Below are 13,131 nucleotides of genomic sequence, written 5' to 3' on the forward strand. Positions count from 1 at the left end.
GGTCGCGAAACAGCGGGCGGCGACCTTTCTCGGCATGACGTCGACCAGCCCCGCCGCCCTCGCCGCGGCCACCGACACCCACTGCCCGTACTGCTCGCTGCAGTGCGGCATGCGGCTGTCGCCGGGCGCGGACAAGGCGGGTGCGGACACGGTGCTCGAGGTGCTGGAGCGCCCGGACTTCCCGGTGAACCGGGGCGCGCTGTGCGGCAAGGGCCGGACGGCGCCCGCGCTGCTGGCCCGGGGCGCCCGGCTGACCGGTCCGCTGCTGCGGGACCGGCCCGGCGCCCCGCTGCGCTCGGCGAGCTGGCCGGAGGCGCTGGACCGGGTGGCCGCCGGGCTGGCCCGGACCCGGGCCGAGCACGGCGCGGACGCGGTGGGCGTGTTCGGCGGCGGCGGGCTGACCAACGAGAAGGCGTACCTGCTGGGCAAGTTCGCCCGGGTCGTACTCGGCACCGCCAACATCGACTACAACGGCCGGTTCTGCATGTCCTCGGCGGCCGCCGCGCACCGCCGGGCGTTCGGCCTGGACCGGGGCCTGCCGTTCCCGCTGGCCGACATCCCGCACACCGGCTGCCTGATCCTGGTCGGCGGCAACCCGGCCGAGACGATGCCGCCGGCCGTCCGCTACTTCCGCGAACTACGGGAGAACGGCGGCAGGTTGATCGTGGTCGACCCGCGCCGCACCCGTACCGCCGAGCTGGCCGACCTGCACCTGCAGCCCCGCCCCGGCGGGGACCTGGCGCTCGCCCTCGGCCTGCTCCACCTGGTGATCGCGGACGGCCTGGTGGACCGCGGGTTCATCGACCGGCGGACCACCGGCTTCGAAGCGGCCCGCGAGTCGGCGATGGCCCACTGGCCGGACCGGGTGGAGCGGATCACCGGGGTGCCGGCCCACCAACTCCGCGCGGCCGCCCGGATGTTCGGCGGTGCCGCCAGCGGCATGGTGCTCACCGCGCGCGGACCCGAACAGCAGAGCAAGGGAACCGACACCGTCGGCGCCTGGATCAACCTGTGCCTGGCCACCGGCAACGCGGGCCGCCGGTACGCCGGTTACGGCTGCCTGACCGGCCAGGGCAACGGCCAGGGCGGGCGCGAGCACGGCCAGAAGGCCGACCAACTGCCCGGCTACCGCTCGATCGAGGACCCGGCGGCGCGCCGACACGTCGCCGCCGTCTGGGGGGTGGACCCGGAGTCGATCCCCGGCCCGGGCCGGTCCGCGTACGAGCTGCTGGACGGCCTCGGCCGGCCCGGCGGCGTCCGGGCGCTGCTGCTGGCCGGCTCGAACCCGGCGGTCTCCGCGCCCAACGCCGGGCACGTCACCGAACGGCTGCGCGCGCTGGACCTGTTGGTGGTCGCCGACCTCGTCCTGTCCGAGACCGCCCGGCTCGCCGACGTCGTGCTGCCGGTCACCCAGTGGGCCGAGGAGGACGGCACCACCACCAACCTGGAGGGCCGGGTGATCCTGCGCCGGCGCGCCCTCGACCCGCCGGAGGGGGTGCGCAGCGAGCTGTGGCTGCTGCGCGAGCTCGCTGCCCGGCTGGGGGTCCCCCAAGGCTTCCCCACCGACGCCGAGCAGGCCTTCGCCGAGCTGGGCCGCGCCTCGGCCGGTGGCGACGCCGACTACGCGGGCATCAGCTACCAGCGGATCGCCGCCGAGGACGGGGTGTTCTGGCCCTGCCCGGCGCCCGACCACCCGGGCACCCCGCGGCTGTTCCTGGACCGCTTCGCCACCCCGGACGGCCGGGCCCGCTTCGCGGACGTCACCCACCGCCCGGCCGCCGAGGAACCGGACCAGGCGTACCCGCTGTACCTGACCACCGGCCGGGTGCTCGCCCAGTACCAGAGCGGCGCGCAGACCCGCCGGGTCGCCGAGCTCAACCAGGCCGCGCCCGGCCCGTTCGTGGAGCTGCACCCGCGGCTGGCGGAGCGGCTCGGGGTCGCGGACGGCGAGCCGGTCGCGGTCACCAGCCGGCGCGGGCGGGCCGTCGCCCCGGCGCGGATCACCGACGCCATCCGGCCGGACACCGTGTTCATGCCCTTCCACTGGGCGGGCGCGGGCCGGGCCAACAGCCTCACCAATCCCGCGCTCGACCCGGTCTCCCGGATGCCGGAGTTCAAGCTCTGCGCCGTCCGGGTGGAGCGCGCCCACCTGGAGGTGACGAGATGAGGATCGCCGTGGTCGGCGGCGGGATGGCGGCCGCCCGCTTCGCCGAACGGTACGCCGCCCTGGGCGGGGCCGGTGCGGTCACCGTGTACGGCGCCGAGCCGCGCGCCCCGTACAACCGGGTGCTGCTCGCCGAGGTGCTGACCGGCCGCTACGACGCCGAGTCGATCGCGCTGCCGCTCGGCGGGGCGCTGGCCCGGCCCGGCTGCGAGGTCGTCGCCCTCGACCTGGCGGCCCGGACGCTGGGCCTGGCCGACGGCACCGTGGAGCCCTGGGACGAGCTGGTGCTCGCCACCGGTGCCAACCCGGTGCTGCCGCCGGTGCGCGGGCTGCGCCGCCCCGACGGGTACGGGCTGGCCGAGGGCGTGCACACGCTGCGCACCCTGGAGGACTGCGCCCGGCTGGCCGAGGAGGCCGTCGGGGCGAAGCGGGCCGTGGTGATCGGCGGCGGGGTGCTCGGGGTGAGCGCCGCCCGGGCGCTGGCCGCGCTCGGCGCCCGCACCGAAATCGTGCACCAGGCGGAGCATCTGATCGAGCGTCAGCTAGACCCGGAGGCGGCCGCCGTGCTGCGCGAACGCCTCCAGGGCCTCGGCGTCGAGTGCTACACCGGCAACCGCGCCCGGGCCGTGCACGGCGGCATGGGGGTCCCCCCGGCCGGAGGCTGGGAGCGGGTCGGCGCGGTGGAGCTGGCCAGCGGCTACCGGCTGGACTGCGACCTGGTGGTCCTCGCCTGCGGCACCCGCCCGCGCACCGCGCTCGCCCACGCCGCCGGACTGCCGGTCGCCACCGGCGTCCTGGTGGACGACCGGCTGGCCGCCGCCCCGCACGTGTCCGCGATCGGCGACTGCGCCGAGCACCGCGGCACCGTCCACGGCCTGGCCGGCCCCGCCTGGGAACAGGCCGACGTGCTGGCTCGCCGGCTCTCCGGCGCCGAGCCGGACGCCCGCTACCCCGGCACCAGCCCGCGCGCCCGGCTCAGCACCGGTGACCTGGAGTACGCGGCCTTCGGCGCCGTGGACGAGACCCTCGACCCCGAACTCGACGTGCTGCGGCTCACCGACGCCACCCGCGGCAGCTACAAGAAGCTCGTCCTGCGCGGCGACCAGCTGGTCGGCGCCATCCTGCTCGGCGACCTGGCCACCGTGGACGCGCTGGCCGGCGCCTTCGCCGACGGCGGCACCCTCGCCGGCCACCCCCTGCACCTGCTCACCCAAGGAGCCCCCCGATGACCGGAAGTACCGGGATGACGGCAGACGACCGCACTGTCCGCGACCTCGTCCTGGTCGGCCACGGCATGGTCGGCCAGCGCTTCCTGGAGGCCTGGAGCGAGCAGCCGGCCGCGCGCCACTGGCGGGTCACCGTGCTCGCCGAGGAGCCCCGGCCCGCCTACGACCGGGTCCACCTCAGCTCGCTGTTCTCCGGCAGCACGCCGGAGGACCTCGCGCTCTGCCCGTCCGGCTTCCTCGCCGAGCACGGCATCGACCTGCGGCTCGGCGACCCGGTCAGCGCGATCGACCGGGCGGCCCGGCTGGTCCGCACCGAGTCCGGCGCCGAAGTCCGCTACGACGTCCTGGTGCTGGCCACCGGCTCGGTGCCCTTCGTGCCGCCCGTACCCGGGACGGACGCGCCCGGCTGCCACGTCTACCGCACCATCGAGGACGTCGACGCCATCCGCGCCGGGGCCGCCACCGCCGACACCGGCGTGGTGGTCGGCGGCGGACTGCTCGGCCTGGAGGCGGCCGGCGCCCTGCGGGCCGGCGGCCTGGCCACCCACGTGGTCGAGTTCGCGCCCCGGCTGATGGCCGTCCAGGTGGACGACGGCGGTGGCGCCGCACTGCGCCGCAAGATCGAGGAGCTGGGCGTCACCGTCCACACCAGCGCCGGCGCCAGCGGCGTGCTCACCGGCCCGGACGGCCGGGTCCGCGGCCTCGCCCTGTCCGACGGCCGGGAGCTTCCCGCCGACCTGGTGGTCTTCTCCGCCGGGGTGCGCGCCCGCGACCAGCTCGCCCGGGACTGCGGACTGCCGGTCGGCCAGCGCGGCGGCGTCGTGGTCGACGCGCACTGCCGCACCGAGGACCCGGCCGTCCTGGCCATCGGCGAGTGCGCCCAGGCCGTCGACGGCCGGGTGTACGGGCTGGTCGCCCCCGGCTACCAGATGGCCGAGACGGCGGCCCGCACCATCGCGGAGCAGCAGGGCCAGGGCTTCACCGGCGCCGACACCTCCACCAAGCTCAAGCTGCTCGGCGTCGACGTCGCCAGCTTCGGCGACCCGCACGGCACCGCCGAGGGCGCGCTCGACGTGCTGTACAGCGACAGCCGCAGCGGCGTCTACCGCAAGCTGGTGATCGGTGCCGACGGCGCGCTGCTCGGCGGCGTCCTGGTCGGCGACACCGAGGGCTACGGCGCGCTGCGCCCGCTGGCCGTCGCCGGAAAGCCGCTCACCGTCGCGCCCGAACAGCTGGTGCTGCCGGCCGGGTTCGCGGGGAGCGCCGGTCCGGTCGCGCTGCCCGACGACGCGGTGCTCTGCTCCTGCCACAACGTCACCCAGGGCGCCGTCCGGGCCGCCGTCCGCGAGCAGGGCGCCGAGAGCGTCGCCGCCGTCAAGAAGTGCACCCGGGCCGGCACCGGCTGCGGCAGCTGCCTCAAGCAGCTCGGCAGCGTCGTCAAGGAGGAGTTGGAGGCCGCCGGGGTCTCCACCGTCCAGGGCCTGTGCGAGCACTTCGCCCACAGCCGCGCCGAGTTGTACGAGATCGTCCGGGTGACGGGCCTCACCACCTTCTCCGAACTGCTCGCCAAGCACGGCACCGGCGGCGAGGGCTGCGAGATCTGCAAGCCGACCGTCGCCTCCATCCTGGCCAGCCTCGGCAACGGCCACATCCTGGACGGCGAACAGGCCGCCCTGCAGGACTCCAACGACCACTTCCTGGCCAACCTCCAGCGCAACGGCTCCTACTCGGTCGTGCCCCGGGTGCCCGGCGGCGAGATCACCCCCGAGGGCCTGATCACCATCGGCGAGATCGCCCGCGACCACGGCCTCTACACCAAGATCACCGGCGGCCAGCGGATTGACATGTTCGGTGCCACCGTCGACCAACTGCCGGTGATCTGGCGCAAGTTGGTCGACGCCGGGTTCGAGTCCGGACACGCCTACGGCAAGTCGCTGCGCACCGTGAAGTCCTGCGTCGGCCAGACCTGGTGCCGCTACGGCGTCCAGGACTCCACCACCCTCGCCATCGAACTCGAGCTGCGCTACCGGGGGCTGCGCTCCCCGCACAAGCTCAAGGCCGCCGTCTCCGGCTGCGCCCGCGAATGCGCGGAGGCGCAGAGCAAGGACTTCGGCATCATCGCCACCTCGGCCGGCTGGAACCTCTACGTCGGCGGCAACGGCGGCATGACCCCCCGGCACGCCGACCTGCTCGCCGCCGACCTCGACCGCGACACCCTCGTCCGCACCATCGACCGCTACCTGATGTTCTACATCCGCACCGCCGACCGGCTGGAGCGCACCTCGGTCTGGCTGGAGCGGCTCGAGGGCGGACTCGACCACCTGCGGGCCGTCGTCCTCGACGACTCGCTCGGCATCGCCGCCGAACTCGACGAACTGATGTCCCGTCACATCAGCGGCTACCGGGACGAATGGGCCGAGACCCTGGCCGACCCCGACCGGATGCGGCGCTTCGCCTCCTTCGTCAACGCCCCCGGCACCCCCGACCCCGCAGTGACCTTCGTCCCCGAACGCGGCCAGATCCGCCCCGCCCGCCCCGGCGAGGCCGGCCACACCCTCAACGCCCCGGTGCTGGTCGCCGGGGCCCGACTGGAGGTGCTCACCCCGTGACCGTACAGATCCACGACGGCGACCGCTGGCACACCGTCTGCGCCCTCACCGACCTCCAACCCGGCCGCGGCGTCGCGGTGTTGCTCCCCGAAGCCGAGCAGGTCGCGCTGTTCCGCGACAGCTCCGGAGAGCTGTACGCCGTCGACAACCTCGACCCGTTCAGCGGCGCCCCCGTCCTCTCCCGCGGCCTGCTCGGCAGTCGCGGCGACCGGCCGACCCTCATCTCGCCGATGTACAAGCAGGCGTTCGACCTCACCGACGGGCACTGCCTCGACGAGGACACCGCCCCCGACGGCGCCCCCGCCGTGCTGCGCCGCTGGCCGGTCCGGGTGCTCGACGCGGAGGCGGCGGCATGACCACCGTCCTGGAAGCGAGAACACCCGCGCCGCTGGCCGGTTGGGACCCGGAGGACGAGGAGTTCTGGGCCCGCGACGGCGCCCGGATCGCCCGGCGCAACCTGGTCTTCTCCGTCCTCTCCGAGCACATCGGCTTCTCGGTCTGGAGCCTGTGGTCGGTGCTGGTGCTCTTCCTCGGCCCCGAGTACCACATCGACACCGCGGGCAAGTTCACCCTCACCGCCCTGCCGACCGCGCTCGGCGCCCTGCTGCGGCTGCCGTACACCTTCGCCGTCGCCCGCTTCGGCGGCCGCACCTGGACGGTGATCAGCGCCCTGCTGCTGCTCGTGCCCACGGTGCTCGCGGCCGTGGTGCTGGAACCGGGCGTCCCGTACGGCACGCTGCTCGCGGTGGCCTGCGTGGCCGGCGTCGGCGGCGGCAACTTCGCCTCCTCGATGGCCAACATCAACGCCTTCTACCCGCACCGGCTCAAGGGCTGGGCGCTGGGCGTCAACGCGGGCGGCGGCAACCTCGGCGTCCCCGCCGTCCAACTCCTCGGCCTGCTGGTGCTGGCCACCGCCGGCGCCACCCACCCCCGGCTGCTGCCGCTGATCTACCTGCCGCTGATCGGGCTCGCCGCGGCCGGGGCCTGGTGGCGGATGGACAACCTGCCTCCGTCCACGGCGAGTTCGAGCGAGGGCCGGGCGCTGCGCGAGGTCGCCCGCGATCCGTACGGCTGGGCCGTCTCCACCCTCTACATCGGCACCTTCGGCTCCTTCATCGGCTTCGGCTTCGCCTTCGGACAGGTGCTGCAGGTGCAGTTCCACGACCGCTTCGACACCCCGGTCAAGGCCGCCGCCCTCACCTTCCTCGGCCCGCTGCTCGGCTCACTGCTGCGCCCGGTGGGCGGGCGGCTCGCCGACCGCTACGGCGGCGCGCGGGTGACGCTGGCGACCTTCGCCGCCATGGGCGCCGGCACGGCGGTGGTGCTGGTGGCGTCCCGGGCGGGCTCGCTGCCGCTGTTCCTCGGCGGGTTCATCTCCCTCTTCGTGCTCAGCGGGATCGGCAACGGCTCGACGTACAAGATGATCCCGGCGCACTACCAGGCCCTCGCCCGCACGGCGGTCGCGGCCGGAGGCGACCCGGCGGCCGCCGAGGCCGACTCCCGGCGCCGGGCCTCGGCACTGATCGGACTGGCGGGCGCGATCGGCGCCTTCGGCGGCGTCCTGGTGAACCTGGCCTTCCGGCAGTCCTTCCTCGCCAGCCACAACGGGGACACCGCCTACCTGGGCTTCCTGGCGGCGTACCTGCTCTGCTCGGCGCTGACCTGGGCGGTCTGGCTCCGACGCCGGTGAGACCGCTCAACGGCGGTGGGACGGCGGTCCAGCGGTGAGACGCCGCCCAGCGGCGGCCCAGCCACCCGGCTGGGCCGCCGCGCGGTCTGACGGCGGGACCGTCAAGGCGAGGTGGGGTCGGGTAAGGGGAAGTTAAAATCCGCGTGCACCTGCCGTGTTGGCGGGTCCATCGCGGTGCGCCCGATTCGGGGACGATCGGCCCGGGCGGGGTGGGCGTGCGGGCGCCTGCGGGCGCCCACGGGTGCGACCGGGCCGAGTGCCCGTGGATGGGTGCCGCTGATCCTCGTCGTCCGTGGGGGACTTGTGTGCGACGGTCAGTGAAATATCATATGGCGCATTGCACAGCGGTCCGGTCGAGATCCGGTTCCCATCCCCCGCCGCATCCGGTTGACGAGCTGTCAGCTCCGTACCCGCACCGCAAAACGTGCACACCCTTCCCCCATGTCACGAGAGACGGAACCCGACCCGTGTTCAGATTCCGATCCCGCTCCTCCGGTCCCGCTCAAGGCGCCGGCCGCGCCCAACGCGCCCCGCGCACGGCCCTGGTGGCGCTCGCGGCCGCCCTGGCCGGCGCCGCGCTCAGCAGCCCGCTGTCCGCGATGGCCGACAATCACGCGCCGCAGGCCGCCACCGTCGCCGTCGAGCCCGGCACCCCGAAGGCGGCCGCCGCCCCGCAGAAGTCCGGCCCGCGCCGGGCCAGGGCGGCCAGGACCGGCCCGGTCGCCGCCGCGAACACCGGCGGCAAGAAGACGCCCCAGCTGGTGGACGGCGCCGATCCGGGCACCGGCAAGGACGGCGACGGCAACGTCGCCAACCAGTACGACCTCCAGGTCACCTACAAGGGCGGCCAGGAGTCGACCGGTGTGGTGATCGGCGCGCCCAAGGTCTACCTGGTGCTCTGGGGATCCCAGTGGGGAACGCCCTCGACCAACTCCTCCGGCGACACCGTGACCACCGGGGACCCGGATCAGGCCGCCCCGTACCAGCAGGACTTCTTCAAGGGCCTCGGCAGCGCGGGCGACGGCTGGAGCGCCGTGCTGACCCAGTACTGCGAGGGCATCGCCGCCGGTTCCATCCAGTGCCCGGCCGGCTCCGCGCACATCCCGTTCCCCCAGCAGGGCAGCGTGCTCGCGGGCGTCTGGGTGGACAACAGCGCCCCCGCGCCGCAGGCCGCGACCGAGCCGCAGCTCGGCGCCGAGGCGCTGGCCGCCGCCAAGCACTTCGGCAACCTGACCGAGGCGCAGAACCGCAACGTCCAGTACATCATCGACTCGCCGCAGGGCACCGACCCGGACAAGTGGAAGGAACTGGGCTACTGCGCCTGGCACGACTTCCAGCGCTCGCCGTACGGCCAACTCGCCTACACCAACATGCCGTACCTGACGGACGTGGCCGGCTGCGGCACCAACTGGTTCGGTGAGAACACCCCGCGGGGCCGGCTCGACGGCTACGGGATCATCGGCGGCCACGAGTACGCGGAGACGGTGACCGACCCGAACACCCCGGGCGGCTGGACGGACGCCACCGGTCAGGAGATCGGCGACAAGTGCGCCTGGATCCCGAAGGGTTCCAACGGCGGGCTGTTCTTCGAGGACCTGGCCACCGGCAGCTTCCCGCTGCAGACCCTGTGGTCCAACTCCGACCACCTGTGCATGGCCTCGGACCCGGTGGTGACCAGCCCGCCGGTCTCGGTGAGCACGATGTGCGACCGGATCGACAAGGCCGGGCAGCCGTTGTCGATCCCGGCGGTGGGCGTGTCCAGCAGCGGTTCGGCCCTCACCTACAGCGCCACCGGGCTGCCGCAGGGGCTGGCCATCGACGCGAGGAGCGGGGTCATCTCCGGCACCGCGGCCGCGACCACCGGCTACCAGCGGATCAACGTGACGGCGACGGACGCGGCGGGCAGGACGGCCTCCACCGGCTTCTGGGAGAACGTCAGCGCGAGCGGCGGGAGGGGCTGCAACCCGATCGAGCAGCTCATCGACCCCGGCTTCGAGAACGGCTCGGCGGACGTCAACCACACGGTGATGACGGACTCCTGGGGCCCCTCGGGCTACAACATCATCACCCCGTCCAGCCTGCACGCGCCGCACTCCGGCTCCTGGTACGCCTGGCTCGGCCAGAACACCGGCACGGACGACTCCATCACCACCTACCTGAACACCTACCCCGGCTACGGGCAGGCGACCTTCTCCTTCTGGCTCGACACCGAGACGACCAACACCTCCGGTTCCTCGCCCGACACGTTGTCGCTGGTGGCGATCGACCAGTACACCGGGCAGCCGCTCGGCACGGTGAAGACCTGGACCAGCCAGAACCCGACCAACGGCTACCAGTACCAGTCGGTCGACCTCTCCCCGTTCATCGGGCAGGTCGGCTGGGGGACCACCATCGGCCTCAAGCTGGTCTCCCACGAGACCGGTGCGACCCCGAGCACGGCGTTCCTGATCGACGACGCCTCGGCTCGCGAGAGCTGACCCCTGGTTCGAACTCCGGCCCCGGCACCGCGCGTCGCGGTGCCGGAGCCGGCTGCTACCGGGTGTCGGAGTTCGAACGGGCGGCGTCGACCAGCAGTTGGACGGCGTCGAGCGGCAGGCCCAGCCGGCGGGCGATCCACGGGGCCGGGCGGCCGCTCCGGGCGAGCATCCAGGCCGAGTACAACTGGCCGAGCTGGGGTGCGCGTTCGGCGAGCAGCAGCGGGCGGACGGCCTCCATCGGGAAGCCCTCCAGCGCGCGGGCGCTGTACTCGCGCCCGTTGGGCCCGGGCGGCGGGAGCGGGAGCGGGCGGCGGGCGTCGAGCCAGCGGCTGAACAGGACCGCCCCGACGACCAGCAGCCCGGAGCAGGACACGCCGATCAGGGCGCCGCCGATGACCGGGCGGTCCTCCTCCTCGGCGAGGCCGAGGGCGACCTCCTCCAGCACCAGCAGGCCGAGGACGGTGAGCAGCACCGCCGCCTCGCGGGGGCGTGGGAAGAGCCGGGACGTCGTCATGGGGAACCTCTTCCTCGGCAGGGGTGCCGGGAGGCGGGGGCGGGCGCGGCGACTCACCTTCCGTACAACGGCGCCGGGCGGCCCGGGGTACGCCCGGAGAGGCCGGGCGGTGAAGGGCCGCGCACGGTGTTGACGATTCGTCAAAAACTCAACCATCCAAGGGAGTTCTGCCGACGGAGACAGAAATCCATCCTTCGGGACCCGTCGACAGCATAGCCGGGCCATGCCAACTTCGACACCCTTGTCGAAGTTCGCCTGCGGAGCGGTCGACTCCAATGCGTCCCCTGGATGATCCACCAGCACGGAGCGCGTGCGAATGGTGCCCGGACCCACTCGTGACGCCCGCCCGCCGAAAGCAGGCGCGCCCTGGTGCGGCTCGGCGCGGAGACGGTGGACTGCGAGGGCCGCAGCATCCCGCTGAAGGAGCTGCACGAGGCGGGGCGCGAGCGCGGGGTCGAGCTGTCCGCCGCCGGGCACGCGCTCGGCGCGACCCTGTTCGAACGCGTGCTGCGGGACGAGCACGGCGAGGTCCCCACCGCCGCCTTCCGCCGCTACCGGCTCCCGGCGTACGCCGACCCGCCGTTCCTGCGCGACCAGGTGTGGCAGGCGCTGGAGGAGCACCGACCGCTACGGTGACCCACGGCTACGGTGAGTAAGGTGAGCCGATTCTCCGGCCGGTGGTCCACAGTGGTAGGGGAGGCCGGGACCGATGGGACTCACCAGTCACAAGCTGCTGGCGCTGGCGGCGCTGCTCGCGGTGTGCACGGTGCTCGGCACGCTCTGGGTCTGGCCGAAGCTCGCCGTCCGCAGCTGGCCCGCGATGTTCCTGCGGCTCGGCACCGTCGCCGTCACCCAGCTGGCGCTGCTCGTGATGCTCGGGCTCGCCGTCAACGACTACTTCGTCTTCTACAGCAGCTGGTCCGACCTGTTCGGGCACGAGCACAGCGCCGGCGTCATCCAGGGCTCCGGCGGGGCTCCGAGCCCCGCCGGGACACCGAGCAGTGGCGGCACCCCGAGCAGCGGACCGGCCGGGGTGCAGGTGCTCGGTACGGCCCAGATCACCGGCGCCGGCTCGGTCAGCCGGGACCCGGCCCGGATCGGCCGGCTCGACAGGGTCCGGCTGCCCGGCGGCACCACCGGCCTGAGCACCGAGGGTTACGTCTACCTGCCGCCGCAGTACTTCCAGCCCGGCAACGGGGCCAAGCACTTCCCCGCCGTGCTGGTGCTGACCGGATTCCCCGGGGACGCCACCAACCTGGTCACCAAACTGCGCTACCCGGCCACCGAGCTCGACCTGCTCGGCAAGGGCGCCATGAAGCCGACCGTCCTGGTCCTGATGCGGCCCTCGCCCAGCATGCCCCGGGACAGCGAGTGCGAGGACGTCCCGCACGGCCCGCAGGCGCAGAGCTACTTCACCACCGACGTGCCCGCCGACCTGCGCGCCGGCTACCGGGTGCTCGGCGGCCCGGGCAGCCTCGGCGTCATGGGCGACTCCACCGGCGGCTACTGCGCGCTCAAGCTCGGCATGGTGCACCCGGGCACCTTCCCTGCGGCGGTCTCGCTCTCCGGCTACTTCAAGGCGGCGGAGGACGTGACCACCGGCGACCTCTTCGGCGGCAGCCAGCAGCGCCGGAACGAGGCCGACCTGAACTGGCGCCTGGCCCACCTGCCGTTGCCCGCGCTCGCCGTGCTGCTCGCCGACAGCAAGCAGGACGGCCGCACGTACGCCGACTCCACCGCCTTCGCGGCGGCGGCCCGCCCCCCGCTGGTGGTGGCCCAGGCGACGGTCGACACCGGCGGCCACAACTTCACCACCTGGGACCGACTGATCCCGCCCTCACTCGGCTGGCTCAGCGCGCACCTGCCGGACCCGGCGTAGCCCGGTTGTTCAGCGGGCCAGCAGCGGCAGCGGCGCCCCCGTACGGGCGGACAGCTCCAGCCGGGTCAGCAGCGCCGACGGGGAGACCTCGACCACCCGGCAGCCCGCCCGGTGCCGACAGTACCGGGCCACCGACGTGCCGCGCAGCCGGTCGAAGCGGCGCCGGGTGGCGGCGCCGAGGACGAGCAGGTCGTCCGGGCCGGTGACGGCGGCGACCAGGGCGGGCCCCGGCTCTGCGTTCACCACCACCGGGTGGATCACCAGCCCGGACGGGTAGCCGCCGTAGGCCTGCTCGAACGCGACGTCCAGACGCCGCCGGGCGGCGTGCTCCAGCTCGGACAGCGGGCGCAGCACGTCCCGGTCGTTCGCCGTCCAGGCGGCGACGGGCACCAGCACGGCCGCGTGCCGGGCCGCCGTGCCGACGGAGTGGTAGAGGGCGGCCAGACTGCTCAGCGAGCCGCTCAGGCCGACGATCACCCGGGCGGTCCCGTCCGTGGGCCGGTTCGTGGTCCCGGTCGTGGTGGTGGTGCCGGTCATGGCCGTTCGCCTCCGTCTCTCCGGTCGCGTTCTGC

General features: G+C 74.0%; 9 protein-coding genes and 1 pseudogene. 8 read left to right on the forward strand and 2 right to left on the reverse strand.

Features of this window, described 5'->3' with window-relative positions; all coding sequences use genetic code 11:
* The first annotated feature begins 34 nt into the window (after positions 1–34).
* From O1G21_RS32210 to O1G21_RS32235, 6 genes are all read left to right on the forward strand, one after another.
* Positions 35–2,167, forward strand: coding sequence for a molybdopterin oxidoreductase family protein (locus O1G21_RS32210; RefSeq protein WP_270148615.1), 2,133 nt, complete (start codon positions 35–37; stop codon positions 2,165–2,167).
* On the forward strand, positions 2,164–3,393 hold the full coding sequence (locus O1G21_RS32215; RefSeq protein ID WP_270148617.1) for an NAD(P)/FAD-dependent oxidoreductase: 1,230 nt from the start codon (positions 2,164–2,166) through the stop codon (positions 3,391–3,393). The genes O1G21_RS32210 and O1G21_RS32215 overlap by 4 nt, the downstream gene beginning before the upstream one ends.
* Complete coding sequence (gene nirB, locus O1G21_RS32220; RefSeq protein WP_270148619.1) at positions 3,390–5,999, forward strand: nitrite reductase large subunit NirB; 2,610 nt, start codon at positions 3,390–3,392, stop codon at positions 5,997–5,999. Before O1G21_RS32215 ends, nirB begins: the two co-directional genes overlap by 4 nt.
* Positions 5,996–6,355, forward strand: a complete 360-nt coding sequence (gene nirD, locus O1G21_RS32225; protein ID WP_270148621.1) for a nitrite reductase small subunit NirD — start codon at positions 5,996–5,998, stop codon at positions 6,353–6,355. Before nirB ends, nirD begins: the two co-directional genes overlap by 4 nt.
* A complete protein-coding gene (locus O1G21_RS32230) occupies positions 6,352–7,689 on the forward strand; it encodes a nitrate/nitrite transporter (protein WP_270148622.1) in 1,338 nt (445 codons plus the stop codon). Before nirD ends, O1G21_RS32230 begins: the two co-directional genes overlap by 4 nt.
* Positions 7,690–8,156: 467 nt before the next feature.
* Positions 8,157–10,166: an Ig domain-containing protein gene (locus tag O1G21_RS32235; RefSeq protein WP_270148625.1), complete on the forward strand. Its 2,010-nt coding sequence runs from the start codon at positions 8,157–8,159 to the stop codon at positions 10,164–10,166.
* A gap of 55 nt (positions 10,167–10,221) precedes the next feature.
* Here the strand turns inward: O1G21_RS32235 and O1G21_RS32240 are convergent, their stop codons facing one another.
* Entirely contained in the window at positions 10,222–10,680 is a 459-nt protein-coding gene (locus O1G21_RS32240; RefSeq protein ID WP_270148627.1) for a hypothetical protein, read from the reverse strand.
* A 360-nt stretch (positions 10,681–11,040) separates the two neighbouring features.
* Here O1G21_RS32240 and O1G21_RS32245 point away from each other — a divergent pair.
* Together O1G21_RS32245 and O1G21_RS32250 are read left to right on the forward strand one after the other, a co-directional pair.
* Positions 11,041–11,316 (forward strand): annotated as a pseudogene (locus O1G21_RS32245) (hypothetical protein); the annotation flags it as partial.
* 73 nt (positions 11,317–11,389) lie between these two features.
* Positions 11,390–12,559, forward strand: a complete 1,170-nt coding sequence (locus O1G21_RS32250) for an alpha/beta hydrolase (RefSeq protein ID WP_270148629.1) — start codon at positions 11,390–11,392, stop codon at positions 12,557–12,559.
* A gap of 9 nt (positions 12,560–12,568) precedes the next feature.
* Here the strand turns inward: O1G21_RS32250 and O1G21_RS32255 are convergent, their stop codons facing one another.
* Entirely contained in the window at positions 12,569–13,096 is a 528-nt protein-coding gene (locus O1G21_RS32255) for a universal stress protein (RefSeq protein WP_270148631.1), read from the reverse strand.
* Positions 13,097–13,131 lie beyond the last annotated feature (35 nt).

The sequence above is a fragment of the Kitasatospora cathayae genome, from assembly GCF_027627435.1.
Classification (GTDB): Bacteria; Actinomycetota; Actinomycetes; order Streptomycetales; family Streptomycetaceae; genus Kitasatospora; species Kitasatospora cathayae.

Bases quoted from the DNA above. Each gene is read 5' to 3' on its own strand.
- O1G21_RS32210 (WP_270148615.1), top strand. From the start codon at position 35: ATGACGTCGACCAGCCCCGCCGCCCTCGCCGCGGCCACCGACACCCAC.
- O1G21_RS32215 (WP_270148617.1), top strand. From the start codon at position 2,164: ATGAGGATCGCCGTGGTCGGCGGCGGGATGGCGGCCGCCCGCTTCGCC.
- O1G21_RS32250 (WP_270148629.1), top strand. From the start codon at position 11,390: ATGGGACTCACCAGTCACAAGCTGCTGGCGCTGGCGGCGCTGCTCGCG.
- O1G21_RS32230 (WP_270148622.1), top strand. From the start codon at position 6,352: ATGACCACCGTCCTGGAAGCGAGAACACCCGCGCCGCTGGCCGGTTGG.
- nirB (WP_270148619.1), top strand. From the start codon at position 3,390: ATGACCGGAAGTACCGGGATGACGGCAGACGACCGCACTGTCCGCGAC.
- O1G21_RS32255 (WP_270148631.1), bottom strand. From the start codon at position 13,096: ATGACCGGCACCACCACCACGACCGGGACCACGAACCGGCCCACGGAC.
- O1G21_RS32240 (WP_270148627.1), bottom strand. From the start codon at position 10,680: ATGACGACGTCCCGGCTCTTCCCACGCCCCCGCGAGGCGGCGGTGCTG.